We start from the raw sequence: 16,744 nt of genomic DNA on the forward strand, positions 1-16,744 counted from the left end.
GTTAATCAGTCTTTTTGGAAGGTGCGAGACTCCCGCCCCCCCGGATATCGAACGCCTGCAGCGGAAATTACCATCTTGTTCCATAGCGGAATTATATTGTAAAAATGACCTTGTTAAAAACAAAATCCGTTTTACTGGTAATGGGAATAACAAAGCGGGCAAAATCTTATTCAATGTTTTTTATAACGAGCTTCAGGAATAAATCAGCTCCTGGCACAATTTCAATGTTCTCAATCAGTGTCTCAGCCTCTGTTGAACCCTGTGGCACCCAGCCGATCAGATAGCTGCCGGCAGGCAGGTTGAAAAGGCGGAACATGCCGTCTGCCTTTGTCATATATTCCCGGACTTCCTGGTTGGTCTCATTGCTGAAGGCAATGATGGTCGTATTTTCAAGCGGCTGGCTGTTTACATCCACGGCCTGTCCATAAAACGAGCCGAGTGGATCCCAATCATGAGAACGGTTCTTTTTCAGTAATCTCACGGCCTTGCTTAGATTGAGTAATCCATATCCATAAAATGTAACCCACTCCTTCTGATCGGTATCAATAGGACGTGCAGAACGCTGGATTGCATGGACGATTTCCTGGTTCGGGGACTGCGGAGAGAGGGCGCGCAGCAGGGCGGCTGCACCGCTTACGAAAGGGGCGGCCATTGAAGTGCCCTGCATGGCATCATAGTTGGGAAGTGTATTTGGTACAGGATAAGCCGGTGTGGTCGAAAGGATGGCGGTGCCAGGAGCCGTGATGCCGATATAAACACCCCAGTTGGAAAAAGGGGCCAGGCGGTCTTCTTTATCTGTTGCGCTTACTCCTAAAACAAAATTATAGGCAGCAGGAAAGCTTGGCGCTTCATGTCCTTCATTTCCTCCAGCCGCCACGAGGACGATTCCCCTGTTCCATGCCATTTCGATTGCATTCTGCTCAGCCTGGTTATAGCCTGGGCCGCCAAAGCTCATATTGATCACGTCCACTCCGTTTGCAATGGAGTAGAAGATGGCATCCAGGATGGCTTCGGAGGTGAAGTAATCATTCCCGAGTCGGACCGGGATGATGTAGGACGTGTTAAAGCTTGTCCCGGCAACGCCGGTCCGGTTGTCTGTAACAGCCCCAACTATGCCTGCTACATGTGTTCCGTGACCGTCGCGGTCTATATAATCGTTTGGATCAGCCGAACCAAAGTTGATTGGATTGATAATCTTCTCCTTTAATTCGGGATGATTGGGATCAATGCCTGTATCCAATATGGCAGCTCTCGCTCCAGGACGGAGATTCTTCACTTTATCAAAAGCGCGGTCCGGCTTGATCCTCCGGAGGCCCCACTGATCTTGCGGGCCATCGCTTGTTGTGGGTGCAGGTTTAAAGTAATAAGGATCCTTTGGAATGTAAGAGGGCTGGCGCAGACAGTTAAAGTCCACGTATGCGACATCCGGAAGGGGGAGATACAGGCTGCGGTACTTTTTCTCTTCCCCTGCCGGCACTTCAATGACATCCACATTGATTTGAGGATATCTTTTAATGATTTTTGCGCCGAGCTTTCTATGGAGCTTGTCCTTTGTGATGGCAGATACCTGTTCCCGGAAGCCTACCAGTAATTTTCCTATGTTTATCAATGGCTGTCCCTGCCTTTATTTTTTCCTATATGCTATTCAGAAATAATAGAGGCAGGCACGGCGGGAGGCAGGGAAAACTTGCCGCGACTTTGCTTGAAAAAAGAGAAGGGAATGGCTGATCCTCCGGCATGGAACGTGCAGTGCGAGAGGAGACAGCGAGTTTAATCAAACGTTTGATTAATAGGGAAAAAATAAAACAGCAGCCCCTGCGGCCGCTGTTTTCAGTCCGTTATTTTAAGTTTACAGGATCCGCTGTTCTGTCGGTCCCGATTACAAACTGCAGCTTATAATTCCCTGTTTCATAAATTAACTTTTCTCCCCTGTCCCGGGGATTCTACGGATATAATCCGCACTGCCAAGCTTCTTTCCGAGAACTGCGGCTGTTATGCCGCCAAGATTATGACCGCTCTACATTGGTGCCGAAGAAGCGGATTTCCTTTACGATGTTATTCTTGTCATATGAATAGCCGCAGCCCGGATTGCCCATATTGGCAGATGTCAAACGGGCTGTCAGTTGTCCTTGGCATTGGAGCCGGTCCCCATTGGTCCTGGATGTCTGTACGCTTGGTCTTATAGAGGATGAAGCTTTCTATGATACGCACTGTCATGAATTTCATGCGGGTTTTTACCGTGTCCTTCTATGCTGTATCGTCCTCAAATTCAATCACCGCTCCTTGAGCTGAGGCATGTGCCGGTTCAATAGGGAAGGCTGTGCAGCAAGGGGTAACCGATCCGGTTAGGAATAGAGCGGCTGCAAGGGGAACTGTATGCTTTTTTTAATAGCATAAGAATCCTCCTTTATTTCTTATACCTTTCACCTGTGCTGCTTCTTAAACGGTTAATTTTTGCCGCTCTTATCCAGCCTGAAGTTAATGAAGGCAAGAGCGGAAGCAGCAAGGGCAGCCAATGCCCCGGCCCATGGCAGGTGAGTAAGGCTGCCTGAAGATACAACCACCCCGCCGAGTGCTGAACCGGAGGCAATTCCGATATTGACGGACACAGGAGTCAGGGAAGAAGCAAAGTCCTGGGCCCCGGGAGAATACTTTTTGGCTAAGTCCATGAAGTATAGCTGAATGGAGGCATTCATGGCATAAAGCATGACCGCGATCAGCATGATGCTGACCAGCCCAAGGAACGCTGAATCCATCGTGAAGTATAGGGAAGCAAGGACAGCAGCCTGGATGAGAAAGACATAGCGGAGCTTGCCGATTCCATTATGCCGGGCGATTTTTCCTGCGAGCACATTGCTCAAAATGGAGAATAGGCCATATGCCAGCAATACGATTCCATTGAAACGGGCCGAGATGTGCAATCCGTCTTGCAGGATGGGTGTTATATAGGTATAGATGCTGTACGTTCCCGTGAAGCAGAAAATCGGGATGAAGAAAGCGAGCAGAATCCTGGGCTGGGTAAATAACTTGATCGAATCTGCTAAACTGCTTTTTTGGCCCCGCAAATCTCTTGGCAGGACCAGCATGCTGATGATAAGAGCGAGTATTCCAAGTCCAGCAGTGAGCCAAAATGTTAACTGCCATCCTCCAAGCTGGCCTGTAAAGGTACCGAGCGGCACACCCATGACATTGGCGATGGTAAAGCCGGCGAATATCAAGGCAATGGCAGACGATCTTCTCTCCTTAGGCATCACATCATTTGCTACACTCATGGCCAGTGCAGTCAGCACACCGCTCGCCACAGCTGTGATGATACGGGAGACCATTAATAGGGAGAACGACCCCGATACGGCGCTGACAATGTTCCCGATTATAAAGATACAAAGTAGAGAGAGCATGAGCGGATACTTCGGGAACCTGCTGACAAAGGCTGTGATGATAGGGGTGCCTGCAGCATAGGCAATCGCAAAGCCTGAAACCAGCGAGCCGGCCGCAGCCACAGAGATGTCTATATCAGATGCCACCTCCTTCAGCAGCCCGACAATTACAAACTCACTCGTACCTAATACGAAGGTGAGGAGGGTGAGAGTAAATATAAGGAGTGTATGCTGTCTCCTGAGTGCTGCATTCTGTGCTGAATGATCCATAGATGGTACCTCCCAGTATTATTTAAAAATCTAAATATCTAATTTTCTCGATATTTAAGGAAATAAAAAAAACGGAGACTATTCCGTTCTTTTCATATCTCTGTGTTCAGAAATTCGGCTAACTTACGGATTGTTTCTTCGTTGCGCCTGTAATACGTCCATTGTCCATAGCGCACGGCCTCTAACAGGCCGGCCTTCTGCATCATGGTCAGGTAGTGTGAAACCGTGGATTGAGAAGCCTTCGCTTTTTCCTGGATATCCCCAACGCAAACCCCTCCCTCTATGCTGACCTCCTTTGGAAGGTGAGCCTGCTGCTTGGGAAAATGCTTTTCCGGTTCCTTCAGCCACTGTAAAATGTTCAGACGGGTTTCGTTTGATAATACTTTAATCAATTCAATCGGCTTCATGGGTGTATTGTATATCGAATAAATGCGATATGTCAATTTGAGGCAATTAGGGGAGGGGAGAGGAACCGTATGATGAATGAAATTCGATAAGTGAATCCGTTTAAATTCAAGGCTCAAAAAGGTAGAATATAAGATGAGTTAAAAAGGGGAGGAGCCGGCATGATGTTCAAACAGCCTTTGCCCATGCTCGCCGGGGGGATCCTGGCGCTTGCTTTGGCCATGGGGATTGGGAGATTTGCCTATACGCCCATCCTCCCGCTGATGCAAAAGGAGCTTTCTTTTTCCGATGGGGCTGCTGGATTATTGGCTGCCAGTAATTATGGAGGATACTTTTTAGGAGCTATTCTTGCGGGCAGGCTTCCTGTTGAGGGGAGGCGCACTGCCTATCTCAGGGTCAGCCTGCTTGCAGGCATCGCAGCAACAGCCGGTATGGCCATTTTTGCGGCACCCTTCAGCTGGCATGTTCTGAGGTTTCTATCAGGTATGGCCAGTGCATTTGCTTTTGTGCTGGCTTCAAGCCTTGTGCTTGATGAACTCGCCGTGCGGGGCAGGACCAGCTGGTCAGGTATTCTATATGGGGGAGTCGGGATAGGGATGGTCCTGTCAAGCGTCGCTATACCAAGCCTTGATCAAGTATATGACTGGCGGGGGATTTGGATGGGGCTCGCTGCAGTCAGTTTAGTTCTGTGGGTATTCATCTGGCTGTGGATCAAGGAAGCTCCCCCGCGTCAGGCGGCTGGAGAAAAAGCTGTAAAGAAGCGGCCGCTTCCACCGGTTAAATGGCTGCCCTGGCTGACAGCGGCTTACGGACTGGAAGGCCTCGGCTATATCGTAACAGGAACCTTTATCGTTGCGATTGCAGATCAGGAAGCATCCCGCAGCATTCCGGCTGCCTATGTCTGGCTCGCCGCAGGGCTGGCTGCCATTCCGTCCTGCATTTTCTGGTCAGCCTTTGCCCGCAGGTTCGGATATGTCAAAACGCTGATTTCTGCGATGTTACTCCAGGCGCTTGGCATCATCATGCCTGTGTGGTGGCACGGCAGTCCCGGAATATGGATCAGCAGCACTCTGTTCGGCGCGACGTTTATGGGGATTACCACTCTCGCGGCTACCCTGGCCCGTGAAATCCAGCCCCGGGACAGCAGCCGGATACTCGGGAAGCTGACAGCTTATTATGCGGCTGGCCAGATGGCTGGCCCGCTTGCTGCCGGAGTTATGGCGGCCCGCACGCACAACTTTGATGCGGCGCTTGCCGGAGCATCTGGAATCGTCTTCCTGGGTGCCCTGCTGCTGGTGAAGGGAATAGGCTGCGAAACACAATGATGATGAAAGGGGGGAAGAGAATGCCGTACGTCAATATTAAGATTACGAATGAAAATGTGACTTCCGAGAAGAAAGCACAACTGATCCAGGGAGTAACACAGCTGCTGCAGGATGTGCTTGATAAAGATCCTGAAACGACCGTTGTCATTATAGATGAGGTGCATACGGATAATTGGGGGATTGGCGGGGAACCGGTCACTCAGCGCCGGAAGAACGGAAAATGATTGATTCTTAGATTTATGCCTTCGTCCTAGGATGAAGGCTTATTTTTATGCATTCGGCGGAAAAAAGAGATAGAACAGGATTTAAGGTATCTCCCGAAAAGGCCTTTTTCCTATTTATCCCTCCATGTCCCCAGGCATGGCGGCAGCGGCCGGCATATCCATAAATATTCGGGAATTCTTAGGAGGGAGCTTATGTCTGGATTTCATCCGGAAAAATTGACGGTACGGCTGATCGAACCGGCGGGGCCTTTATGGCCGATGCTTGGGAGGAAATATACGCTTACCCATTCCGATGTGACGGGGCAGCTTTTTTTGGATATTGGACTGGTCTATAACTATAAGGCTATTAATCCGGGCCTGCGGGATGAAGTTTTGGCTGCCTGGAAGGGAGGGAGTGATGGAAATCTATATCTATGGGGCAGTGCGTATGTGGACGCCGGAGAATTCAAAAAGGAGATTTCAAGCTTCCGTTATAGCATTTTTAAGAAAGAGATGAAGACAGCCTTAGAGGGAATAATTTATGGAGATGCAGGTCTGTATCAACGCTATCCAGAGCTCCTATCAGCTCCGATTTATATCCGCTATCAATCTGTGTTCCCTGAATATCAAGGGATTTTCTATTACGGGACTCCTCAGGATTATTTAAATGCCTCCTGAGATCAGGGGCAGTGGAATACTGGAAATGTTTATTGTAATTTTCTGAAAACAATTGACATCGAGGAAAATACAAGGTATCTTTGGATTAAAATATAACATTAAATTTATATTGCGTATATATAACGTGATATAAATTATCCGTAAAGTGAGGGAGATGTTTTGATTCTTCATAGCTTTGAAACGGAAGACAGGCAGTTTATTGAAGAAATGCAGCTTGAACGACTTAAGCACACACTGGATAGGGCATATCGACAGGTTCCTTTTTACCGCCAAAAGCTGGGTGAGGATTTCACACAGCTTAACTTCCTGGAAGAATTGAAAGCGCTTCCTTTTACAGTTAAATCCGATTTAAGGGATGCTTATCCGTTCGGAATGCTGGCGGTACCGCGCAAAGACCTGGCCAGGATTCATGCTTCCTCCGGTACAAGCGGAAAACCGACTGTGGCCGGATATACAAAAAGGGATATTGAGATGTGGGGGCAGCTCGCAGCCCGTTCGATAGCCCTGGCCGGCGGTGAACCCGGAATGGTGCTGCATAACGCATATGGCTATGGGCTGTTCACCGGCGGACTCGGCCTGCATTACGGAAGCGAAGCACTCGGCATGGTAACCGTTCCTATATCAGGGGGCAACACGGCGAGACAGATTATGCTTATTGAAGACTTCAGTCCGGATGTAATCTGTGCGACTCCTTCTTACGCGCTGAATATCGCGGAAAGCATGGAGGAAATGGGAAAGGACCCGCGCGGCACCTCACTTAAATATGGGATATTCGGTGCAGAGCCGTGGTCCGGGGAAATGAGGAGAACTCTGGAGGAAAAGCTAGGCATCAAAGCCTGTGACATCTACGGCCTCAGCGAAGTGATCGGGCCTGGTGTAGGCTGTGAATGCCATGAGGCACAGGATGGCCTGCACATCGCGGAAGACCATTTCCTGCTTGAGATTATCGATCCAGCCACGCTGCTTCCCCTGGCTGACGGGAAGGAGGGAGAGCTAGTGTTTACAAGCCTGACGAAGGAAGCATTTCCGATCATCCGCTACCGGACCGGGGACATTGGAACCATAACAAGGGAGCGGTGCCTCTGCGGCCGGACCACAGCGAGGATGTCGAGGGTAAAAGGAAGGCTTGATGATATGCTGATCATCAATGGCGTGAATGTATTTCCTTCACAGATTGAGCACTGTCTCCTCGGGATTGAGGAGCTTTCTCCCCATTACCAGATCAGAATCATGCAGAGGGGCCCGTTAAAGATGCTCGAGCTCCAGGTGGAAATGAGTGAGTCTTTCTTTGCGGAAGCAGGCAGGAATGCTCGGTCGGAAGCCGTCCGATTCCTGGAGGAGCGCATTGCGGCAGTCCTGAAAAGTCATTGCCTCATTTCCATGGAGGTGAAGATCCACACGCCCAAGACAATTCCGAGATCAGAAGGAAAGGCTGTAAGACTGATTAAAGGGGACCTCAGCGGGACGGGCGTTTATGAAGAGATTGAAGAACAGGAGGAGGTTAAAGACGCATGGTGAGTTCTTTTTTCAGTGATGTGATGTCAGAGGAAGAAAAATGTGCCCTTTTTATGGAGCGGATCGAAGCGGGCGAAAAGATCGAAGCAGATGACTGGATGCCTGATGACTACCGCCTGACGCTCATCAAGCTGATTTCCATGCACGGAATCAGTGAGATCATGGGGGCGCTCCCTGAAAAAGAGTGGGTGCCAAAGGCACCCACCCTCTCGAGGAAGCTCGGCATCATGGCAAAGGTCCAGGATGAAATGGGCCATGGGCAGCTGCTGCTCCGGGTAACGGAGGATCTGATGAAGCCGCTCGGGAAAACGAGGGAGGATATCATCGACAGCCTGCTTTCCGGAGAGCTGAAGTTCCATAACGTTTTTCATATGGAGGCGCGGACATGGGGAGATGCCGGTCTCATCGGCTGGCTTGTGGACGGTGCAGCCATCATCACACAGACCAATATGCTGAACGCTTCCTATGGTCCATATACCAGGGCCCTGAAAAGGATCTGTGCCGAGGAGGTTTTCCACGCCCAGCACGGGGAGGCAATAATTATGGCGCTCGCGGAAGGCACTCCGGAACAAAGATCCATGATCCAGGATTCCATAGACCGCTGGTGGGATTCCCTGCTGATGTTCTTCGGGCCGGGAGATGCATCGACGACTGGGACATCCAAGCAGGACATCACTATTAAATACAGAATCAGGACCAAGACGAATGAGGAGCTGCGGCAGGATTTTTTCACAAAATATATCCCGAGGGTCCTCTCGCTCGGATTGAAGCTTCCCGATGAGACGATGCATTATGATGCATCGGAAGGAAAGTGGAAGTACAGACAGCCTGACTGGGAAGTGTTCAAGCAGATCATCCGAAATAAAGGGCCGAAATCGAGGGATCGGCTGCGGCTCCGGGAAATATCCTATCACTCTAACAAATGGGTCATCGAGGCGCTGGGCAGAAAAGCTTGAGCGAGCCCTAGCCGTGCCAAAAGGAGGAGAGAAAGTGCCGGGCAACAGTTTTTACAGCGAGTTCGAGGTGTTCAGCAAGCGCAGTGACACCTCCCCGCTTCAATACCAATTTTCACTGCTTGCGCCTAACCATGAGCTTGCCCTGGTGATGGCTCAGGAAAACTTCATGAGAAGGGAGCCTGCATCTGATATCTGGGTCGTAAAAAGGGAGGATATCCGCAAGATGACCCTGCAGGAACGCCAGGCCCTCCAGAGGCTTGATAACAAAGATTACCGCAATACAAAAGGGTATGGATACCTGAAAAAGAAGTGGCGTGCCTATGAGCAGGGCATGCTGGATGAAAAGGAAATCCTGTCGTGGGGAGGAGAGCCTGAAAAATGAGGATGATGCGTGAAGATGCTATAAAGGATGGGGATTTCCTGAGGGCTGTCACCGAGCTTCTCCTCCAGCTGGCGGATGATGATTTCATCCATGCATACCGCGGCTCTGAATGGCTGGGCCTTGCCCCTCATATCGAGGAGGATGTGGCGTTTTCTTCCATAAGCCAGGATACGATGGGGCATGCAGCGATGTTTTATCAGCTGCTTGAGGAACTCGGCTGCGGGGATGCCAATGATCTGGCACACGGCCGCCCTGCTTCTGAGCGCAGGAATGCGGTGCTCCTCGAGCTTGTGAACGGCCCGGGAACTTATCTGGAAGAGCCGCAGTATGACTGGGCCTTCACAGTGGTAAGATGCTATTTTTATACATGCGCAAAAAAAGTGAAGATGGAAGTCCTGAAAAATTCGTCTTACACTCCGCTTGCAGAGGCAGCCGTCAAGGTGAATATCGAGCTCTATTACCATCTTCTGCACTGGAAAACATGGTTCACACAGCTTGTAGCTGCCGGCGGTGAGGCCGGATTGAGGATGGAAGCGGCCATGATGCGGGTGTATGAGGAGCTGGGCGGGATTTTTATGCTCGGTGACAAGGAGCCGGATATGATCAGGCTGAAGCTGATTGATCCGGGAAAGGAGCTGCAGTCGCGCTGGCTTCAGGGAATTCTTCCGGTATATGAGACCCTTGGGCTCGTGATGCCGGAGTCGTTTGGCACAAGAAGCGGAAACGGCCGTGATGGGATACATACAGCCGACCTGGATGCGGCGCTCGAAACTCTGTCGGAGGTATACCGTCTGGATAAGGCGGCGAGCTGGTGAGGGGGGATATGCATGGTATCAAAGGATGAAGTGATAGCAGCTCTGAATTCGGTCAAGGACCCCGAGATTGATACGATTTCCATCATTGAATTGGGAATGGCGGAGGAAGTGGTAATCTCGCCGGAAGGATTTGTTACTGTTAAGCTGCTGCCTACCTTCATGGGATGCCCTGCCCTTGAGATTATAAAGAAGAATGTAAGACTTGCAGTCGGCTGCCTGCCGGGAGTCCTGGGGGTGGAAGCAGTCTTCGCCTTTCATCCGCCATGGACATCCGACCGGGTAACCGACACGGGCAGGCAGAGACTGAAGGAATTTGGCATCGCCCCGCCGCCCCGCCTGATAAGCGAATCCGGAGAATGGCAGGCTGACTGCCCCTACTGCGGCTCCACCTATACCACAATGGAAAATCTATTCGGCCCCACCGCGTGCCGGAGCATCCTCTACTGCAGGGGATGCAAAAATCCATTCGAGGCGATGAAGCCAGTATCCACACTTATGTAACACTAATCTAAAGATTCTGTTTTCTGATGTTTAATTTGTGAGGAGAATACATGGTTAAGCGAGTGCCTGGAACGGAAGTCAACCTTCGTATTCGATAGCCAAAACAGACTTTTAAATAAGAGGAGAGATTTCATATGGTAAAACTGATAGCCCTATACAAGCATCCTGAAAACAAAGAAGCCTTTGATAAGCACTATTTTGAGACACATGCGCCGCTGACGGCGAAGATTCCTGGTCTCCGGAAAATGGAGGTTACTAGGATCACGGGAAGTCCAATGGGCGGAGAAGGCAAGTATTACCTGATGTGTGAGATGTATTATGACAGTCATGAGGCGCTGAAGGCCGGCATGAAGTCTGATGAAGGCCGGGCATCCGGCAAGGATGTTATGAGCTTTGCGGGAGATTTGATCACAATGATGATCGGTGAGGAACTGGATGAGCAGAAGCTTTGAATATATTGAAACGTCGCTGATTGGGGAGGTCGGCTTCATCGAACTCAACCGCCCGGAGGTGCTGAATGCCCTGAACCGGCAGATGATTGCAGAGATTCTGGCAGCGATGGAAGCATGGGACCGGGATCCTGCTGTGAAAGCCATCGTCCTAGCGGGCAGGGGCCGGGCATTTGCAGCAGGAGCAGATATTGATGAAATGATGGAAGCAGATCCGGTGATGCTTGAGACCATGAATCAATTTACGGACTGGGACCGTCTGGCCCTCGTGAAGAAACCGGTGATCGGCGCCGTCCACGGCTTTGCGCTCGGCGGGGCCTTTGAGCTCGCCCTCTGCTGTGACATCCTATTTGCTTCAGAAAACGCCGAGTTCGGCTTTCCGGAAGTGAAGCTCGGAATCATGCCGGGTGCAGGCGGGACGCAGCGGCTGACCAAGCTTGCCGGCAAAACCAAGGCTATGGAATGGCTGATGACCGAGAGCCGGATATCAGCCCGGGAAGCTCTGCACTTCGGGATCATCAATTCTGTCTTTTCTGAGGAAGTGCTCCTTGAAGAAACCTTTCGCTTTGCGGAGAACCTGGCAGCACAGGCGCCGCTTTCTATCAGGCTGATTAAGGAGGCTGTCCTGAAAGCGGTGGATTATTCTCTGTATGAAGGGATGCAGTATGAACGGAAGAACTTTTATCTTTTATTTTCATCCGAGGACCAGAAAGAAGGCATGAGCGCTTTTAAAGAAAAACGCCCGCCTCAGTTCAAAGGAAAATAGGAGGTTACATAACGTGTATGAGACTGTTCTATATGAAGTGAAAAATCATGTGGCTTATATCACCATGAACCGGCCCGACAGGCTGAATGCTTTTAATGCAGAGCTCAATGGGGAGCTTCAGGCTGCTTTTAAACAGGCTTCCCGCGCCAGTGATGTGAGGGCACTCGTCATTACCGGCGCCGGCCGGGCATTTTGTGCCGGGCAGGATCTTGAAGGGGTTTCCCATGAGATGGATCACGGCGAAGTGCTTAGGACGCGGTATAATCCGATGCTGCTTGAACTTGACCGCTGTGAAAAGCCGGTGATTGCAGCGGTGAACGGTGCGGCAGCGGGAGCGGGCATGAGCCTGGCCCTTGCCTGTGATTTCCGAATTGCCTCAGAAAAGGCGAGCTTCCTGGAGGCATTCATTCATGTCGGACTGATTCCGGATGCCGGCAACCTCTATTATCTGCCCCGGATTATCGGCCATGCGAAGGCCATGGAACTCGCTGTGCTGGGTGAAAAGGTTACAGCCGCAAAAGCGCTGGAACTGGGGCTCGTATCGGCCGTCTATCCCCATGAGTCCTGGGAGGCGGAGAGTAAGGCCTTCGCAGAGCGTCTGGCCTCCCTGCCCACAAAGGCGATCGGGCTGATTAAAAGGAACTTGAAAGCGAGCTGGCATACTCCTCTTGAACAATTTCTTGAGCGGGACGCACAGGGACAGAGGATTGCAGGAAAGACCGCTGATCATCTGGAGGGTGTTCAGGCTTTCCTGGAGAAGAGGAAAGCCGTTTTCAGAGGGGAATGATTCCGAATGAGCTGGCGATTGTGAAGAGAGTAAGGAATAAAGCTGTAAGACGATGGCTGTCAACCGGGCCCCTATTGAGGGGCTGACTGTCATATGTATGAAGGGAGTTCACCGTGATGAAAAGATTGGTTGTAATCGGCTCCGGTGTGATGGGACGGGGCATAGCGTACACAGGCTGTACCGGCGGTTTTCAGACGTCGCTGATTGATTTGGATGAGAGGCAGCTGGAAAATGCAGAGCAGGAGATCCGCCGGATATTTGATGAGGGGGTTTCACGCGGAAAGCTGGCTCCTAAAGAAAGGGACGAAGCCTTAAGCAGGCTCTCTTTTTCAAACTTCCTGACAGAGCATGTGAGGGAAGCGGATTTAATCATCGAGGCTGTCCCTGAAAAGCTGGAAATCAAGAAGACCATCTTTGAAGTGATCGATCAGCATGCTCCCGCCCACTGCCTGTTTGCGACCAACACCTCGACGATGAGCCCGACTGAAATCGCTTCTTTCACCAGGAGGCCCGAGAAGGTTATCGCCATGCATTTTTTTAATCCGGTACATAAGATGAAGCTCGTTGAAATTGTCCGGGGCCTTGAAACAAGCGACGAAACGGCAGGAGCCATCAGGGCGGCGGCTGTGCAAATGAATAAGGAAACGGTAATGGTAAACGAGTTTCCGGGCTTTGTCACCAGCAGGATAAGCGCCCTTGTCGGAAATGAAGCCTTCTTTATGCTGCAGGAGGGTGTAGGCACCCCGGAAGAGATTGATAAAGCCATCCGGCTTGGCCTGAATTACCCTATGGGTCCCTTTGAGCTTGGTGATCTGGTCGGTCTTGATACAAGGCTCAGCAATTTAAAGTATCTCCATGAAAAGCTTGGAGAGAAATACCGGCCCGCACCACTCCTGGAACAGTATGTGAAAGCAGGTCGTCTGGGCAGAAAAACTGGACGCGGTGTGTATGAATACAAGAAAACTGAAGAATTATCCAGGAACCCCTGATTCTTTTTCTGTAGGAAGTCTAATAAACTGCTAGAGCATGTTTTGAGAGAGGAGTGAAGCAGAAAGTGAGAGAAGCTGTTATAGTGGACGCCGTCCGGACGCCGATCGGCAGGTATAATGGGGCCTTGAGGAGCGTCCGCCCTGATGACCTTGGCGCGGTCGTAATAAGGGCATTGATGGACCGGAATCCGGCTGTCCCGCCTGAGGAAATTGAAGAGGTCGTTTTTGGCAATGCCAACGGAGCCGGTGAAGATAACCGGAATGTGGCCAGAATGTCATGCCTTTTGGCAGGTCTCCCCGTATCGGCGGGTGGCACGACCATTAACCGTCTTTGCGGCTCCGGCCTGGATGCAGTCAATTATTGTGCCCGGTCCATTCTTTCCGGTGAGGGTGATATTTTTATCGCGGGCGGAACGGAGAGCATGACCCGCGCCCCGTTTGTCATGGCAAAGCCTCAAGGGGAGTTTCCAAGAGGCAATATGGAGCTGTTCGACACGACGATAGGATGGCGCTTCATCAATAGCCGCCTCCACGATATGTATGGGACAGATTCCATGCCGCGGACCGCTGAGAATGTAGCCGTGAAATATAGAATCAGCAGGGAGGAACAGGACCGGTTTGCCGCAGAAAGCCAGGCCAAAGCCGAGCATGCCGCCGCGTCCGGCAGGCTCCAGTCGGAGATTATCCCTGTTGCTATTCGGGATAAAAGGGGAAAGGAAACCATCATTGCGCACGATGAGCATCCCCGGCCCGGGACGACCGCAGAAAAGCTCGCCGTACTGAAGCCGCTGTTTGAGGGCGGGTCTGTAACAGCAGGGAATTCCTCCGGCGTGAATGACGGGGCATCTGCCCTCCTCATGATGAGCCGGGAAAAGGCGGATGAACTGGGAATTGAGCCGCTGGCCCGCTATGTTGTTTCGGCATCTGCAGGGGTCGAACCCTCCATCATGGGGATAGGTCCTGTCCCGGCCGTGAAAAAAGCGCTGAAAAGAGCCGGTCTGTCTATTGCAGATATGGACTTGATCGAACTGAACGAGGCATTCGCAGCCCAGTCGCTCGCGTGCATCCGGGACCTGGGAATTCCGGGGGAAAAGGTCAATGTGAATGGGGGTGCCATAGCATTTGGCCATCCTCTCGGTGCGAGCGGTGCCAGGATCATGACCACCCTGCTTCATGAAATGAAAAGACGGGGAACCAGATACGGCCTGGCGGCCATGTGTGTCGGTGTCGGCCAGGGGATTGCAGCCATTGTGGAAGCGGCAGGGAGTTCGAAATTAAGAATATAGAGTTTTCGGGCTGCCAGAAAGCTTGCTGCCGAAATCCTGCGTAATGCCCCCTTTGCTGTAAGGAGTGCTAAGAAAGCAATTTCAGCCGGCATAGGAACAGGCTTAAAAACAGGACTTGCAATCGAAGCGGAAGCCTATGAACGGATCATTCCCACCCGGGACCGGATTGAGGCCCTGCAAGCCTTTGGTGAAAAGCGTAAGCCTGTTTTTATTGGTGAGTGATTCGTATTATGAATTAAACCATGACCCTGGAGATGTCCAAGGGTCTCTTAAGTGTTTTTGCAAAATAGTAAATATACTGATATTATATTCCTATGACGGTTTATTTCCGTTCTACAATAATTTATTAAGGATGACATAAGCTTGAATACTAGATCAATGATTTTTACCCTTTATGGTGACTATATTTCTCATTATGGAAGCAAGATCTGGATTGGTAGCCTGATCAGGCTGCTCAATGAATTTGGCCATAACGACCAATCTGTCAGGGCAGCCATTTCCAGGATGAATAAGCAGGAATGGGTGCAGGCGGAGAAGATTGGGAATAAAAGCTATTATTCTTTGACAGAACGCGGGCAGAAGAGAATCGATGAGGCCGCCAAGCGGATTTTCAAGCTGAAGCCTGAGGAGTGGGATGGCAAATGGAGGATCCTCATGTACTCCATCCCCGAGGAAATCCGGAGCGTCCGGGATGAACTTCGGAAAGAGCTGATCTGGAGCGGATTCGGAACAATGTCCAACAGCACCTGGCTGTCGGCTAATAATCTGGAAAAGCAGGTTGGCGATTTAATCGAGAAATATGAAATCCAGCCCTATGTCGATTTCTTTACTGCAGAGTACAAGGGTCCGCATGAGAACCTGAGGCTGGTGGAAAAAAGCTGGGACCTTGAGGATATCAATGCGAAGTATCAGGAGTTTATCAGTACATACAGCCAGAAGTACATCATCGATAAAAACAAAATACTAAAAGGGCAGCTGACAGATGCCGAGTGCTTTGTCGAGCGGGCGAAGCTGGTTCATGAATACCGGAAATTTCTGTTCGTCGACCCCGGCCTTCCAGAGGAGCTGCTGCCAGAAAAATGGCTTGGCGGCCACGCAGCCTCCCTGTTTAGTGACTATTATAGAGAGCTGGCAGAGCCTGCTTCCCGCTTTTTTGAAGCTGTCTTCAAGGAAGGCAACGCTCTCGGGAACAAAGACGAGGAGTATGATATATTAGATCATCCTTATATCCTGTAGCAGGAAGGCATCAGATGCAGAACGGCAAGTAAAGCTGACGTTCCCGCAAGTAAATCAGCGGGTTCCGCAAGTAACGGGCCTGGACTGTGATGCTGATGACACTCTAACTATATAAAATAATTAAGAAGAGAATTCTAACAGAAAATGTATCAATAAGGATGAAAATCTACAAAATTCATAGAGTTTTTACCTCTGGAAGCGGTCTTGATGCGGCCGAACGATTGCGATTAAAAAAAGAGGATGCCTGGGGCATCCTCTTTATTCATGAATCAAACAGATCTCCTGCCAGGTTTATGCGGTATTCCCTGCCTTTTTGGACATATGTATCGATGGATAGCTGGATGAGCTCCAGGTCTCTGCTGCCGATTTCACGAACGGGCTTTCCTGGTGAGCCGACGACAAGGGAACGCGGCGGTATGACTTTGCCGGCTGGAATGAGTGTATTGGCACCGATTATGCATTCCTCCCCGATTTCCGCTCCATCAAGGATGGTTGCGCCCATGCCAATGATGGACCTTTTCCGGATGGTGCAGCCGTGGAGGATTGCGTTATGGCCGACTGTGACTTCATCTTCAATGACAAGGGGTGAGCCTTCATACAAGTGGCAGGTGACGTTATCCTGGATGCTGCAGCGTTCGCCGATGGTGATTGTGTCCTCATCCCCGCGAAGGACGGCATTGAACCAGACACTGGACTCTTTTCCGATGACCACATCTCCTATGATATAGCTGCCGGGAGCCTGGAATACAGAGGGATCCACTCTGGGTTTTTTATCGAGATAGGATAGAATCATAGAAAAACTCC

At 50.7% G+C, this 16,744-nt stretch carries 20 protein-coding genes; 15 read left to right on the forward strand and 5 right to left on the reverse strand.

The window, feature by feature from the left end:
* Window positions 1-166: 166 nt before the first annotated feature.
* The 4 genes from V1501_RS01730 to V1501_RS01745 form a co-directional block, all read right to left on the reverse strand.
* Window positions 167-1,609, reverse strand: a complete 1,443-nt coding sequence (locus V1501_RS01730) for a S8 family serine peptidase (protein ID WP_409291152.1) — start codon at window positions 1,607-1,609, stop codon at window positions 167-169.
* Between the two features lie 455 nt (window positions 1,610-2,064).
* A complete protein-coding gene (locus V1501_RS01735; RefSeq protein WP_409291153.1) occupies window positions 2,065-2,226 on the reverse strand; it encodes a hypothetical protein in 162 nt (53 codons plus the stop codon).
* Between the two features lie 221 nt (window positions 2,227-2,447).
* A complete protein-coding gene (locus V1501_RS01740) occupies window positions 2,448-3,647 on the reverse strand; it encodes an MFS transporter (RefSeq protein ID WP_409291154.1) in 1,200 nt (399 codons plus the stop codon).
* Window positions 3,648-3,739: 92 nt separating this feature from the next.
* Window positions 3,740-4,054 (reverse strand): ArsR/SmtB family transcription factor, encoded by a 315-nt coding sequence (locus V1501_RS01745; RefSeq protein ID WP_409293199.1) that lies wholly within the window; start codon window positions 4,052-4,054, stop codon window positions 3,740-3,742.
* A gap of 159 nt (window positions 4,055-4,213) precedes the next feature.
* Here V1501_RS01745 and V1501_RS01750 point away from each other — a divergent pair, with 159 nt between their 5' ends.
* The 15 genes from V1501_RS01750 (at window position 4,214) to paaX (ending at window position 15,940) form a co-directional block, all read left to right on the forward strand.
* Window positions 4,214-5,377, forward strand: coding sequence for a YbfB/YjiJ family MFS transporter (locus tag V1501_RS01750; RefSeq protein WP_409291155.1), 1,164 nt, complete (start codon window positions 4,214-4,216; stop codon window positions 5,375-5,377).
* A gap of 20 nt (window positions 5,378-5,397) precedes the next feature.
* Complete coding sequence (locus V1501_RS01755; RefSeq protein WP_409291156.1) at window positions 5,398-5,601, forward strand: 2-hydroxymuconate tautomerase family protein; 204 nt, start codon at window positions 5,398-5,400, stop codon at window positions 5,599-5,601.
* A gap of 192 nt (window positions 5,602-5,793) precedes the next feature.
* Complete coding sequence (locus V1501_RS01760) at window positions 5,794-6,258, forward strand: staygreen family protein (RefSeq protein ID WP_409291157.1); 465 nt, start codon at window positions 5,794-5,796, stop codon at window positions 6,256-6,258.
* A gap of 159 nt (window positions 6,259-6,417) precedes the next feature.
* Window positions 6,418-7,776, forward strand: coding sequence for a phenylacetate--CoA ligase family protein (locus V1501_RS01765; RefSeq protein WP_409291158.1), 1,359 nt, complete (start codon window positions 6,418-6,420; stop codon window positions 7,774-7,776).
* Window positions 7,770-8,729, forward strand: a complete 960-nt coding sequence (gene paaA / locus V1501_RS01770; protein ID WP_409291159.1) for a 1,2-phenylacetyl-CoA epoxidase subunit PaaA — start codon at window positions 7,770-7,772, stop codon at window positions 8,727-8,729. The genes V1501_RS01765 and paaA overlap by 7 nt, the downstream gene beginning before the upstream one ends.
* Window positions 8,730-8,763: 34 nt before the next feature.
* Window positions 8,764-9,111, forward strand: a complete 348-nt coding sequence (gene paaB / locus V1501_RS01775) for a 1,2-phenylacetyl-CoA epoxidase subunit PaaB (protein ID WP_409291160.1) — start codon at window positions 8,764-8,766, stop codon at window positions 9,109-9,111.
* A complete protein-coding gene (gene paaC, locus V1501_RS01780) occupies window positions 9,108-9,926 on the forward strand; it encodes a 1,2-phenylacetyl-CoA epoxidase subunit PaaC (RefSeq protein ID WP_409291161.1) in 819 nt (272 codons plus the stop codon). Before paaB ends, paaC begins: the two co-directional genes overlap by 4 nt.
* 12 nt (window positions 9,927-9,938) lie before the next feature.
* Complete coding sequence (gene paaD / locus V1501_RS01785) at window positions 9,939-10,427, forward strand: 1,2-phenylacetyl-CoA epoxidase subunit PaaD (RefSeq protein ID WP_409291162.1); 489 nt, start codon at window positions 9,939-9,941, stop codon at window positions 10,425-10,427.
* A gap of 134 nt (window positions 10,428-10,561) precedes the next feature.
* Window positions 10,562-10,879 carry an EthD family reductase gene (locus tag V1501_RS01790; RefSeq protein ID WP_409291163.1) on the forward strand — a complete coding sequence of 106 codons (318 nt, stop codon included), beginning with the start codon at window positions 10,562-10,564 and terminating at the stop codon, window positions 10,877-10,879.
* The gene (locus V1501_RS01795) at window positions 10,863-11,642 is read left to right on the forward strand and encodes an enoyl-CoA hydratase/isomerase family protein (protein WP_409291164.1); all 780 of its coding nucleotides are present in this window, start codon (window positions 10,863-10,865) and stop codon (window positions 11,640-11,642) included. The genes V1501_RS01790 and V1501_RS01795 overlap by 17 nt, the downstream gene beginning before the upstream one ends.
* 13 nt (window positions 11,643-11,655) lie before the next feature.
* The gene (locus V1501_RS01800; RefSeq protein WP_409291165.1) at window positions 11,656-12,429 is read left to right on the forward strand and encodes an enoyl-CoA hydratase-related protein; all 774 of its coding nucleotides are present in this window, start codon (window positions 11,656-11,658) and stop codon (window positions 12,427-12,429) included.
* A 113-nt stretch (window positions 12,430-12,542) separates the two neighbouring features.
* A complete protein-coding gene (locus V1501_RS01805) occupies window positions 12,543-13,418 on the forward strand; it encodes a 3-hydroxyacyl-CoA dehydrogenase (protein WP_409291166.1) in 876 nt (291 codons plus the stop codon).
* Between the two features lie 65 nt (window positions 13,419-13,483).
* Window positions 13,484-14,704, forward strand: a complete 1,221-nt coding sequence (locus tag V1501_RS01810) for an acetyl-CoA C-acyltransferase (protein WP_409291167.1) — start codon at window positions 13,484-13,486, stop codon at window positions 14,702-14,704.
* A gap of 36 nt (window positions 14,705-14,740) precedes the next feature.
* Entirely contained in the window at window positions 14,741-14,926 is a 186-nt protein-coding gene (locus V1501_RS01815) for a hypothetical protein (RefSeq protein WP_409293200.1), read from the forward strand.
* Window positions 14,927-15,067: 141 nt separating this feature from the next.
* Window positions 15,068-15,940 carry a phenylacetic acid degradation operon negative regulatory protein PaaX gene (gene paaX, locus V1501_RS01820; protein ID WP_409291168.1) on the forward strand — a complete coding sequence of 291 codons (873 nt, stop codon included), beginning with the start codon at window positions 15,068-15,070 and terminating at the stop codon, window positions 15,938-15,940.
* Between the two features lie 262 nt (window positions 15,941-16,202).
* Here paaX and V1501_RS01825 read toward each other — a convergent pair whose 3' ends face one another.
* Window positions 16,203-16,733, reverse strand: a complete 531-nt coding sequence (locus V1501_RS01825) for a gamma carbonic anhydrase family protein (RefSeq protein WP_409291169.1) — start codon at window positions 16,731-16,733, stop codon at window positions 16,203-16,205.
* Window positions 16,734-16,744: the final 11 nt, after the last annotated feature.

Origin of the sequence: Paraperibacillus esterisolvens (assembly GCF_046237625.1) — a bacterium.
Classification (GTDB): domain Bacteria; phylum Bacillota; class Bacilli; order Bacillales; family DSM-1321; genus Paraperibacillus; species Paraperibacillus esterisolvens.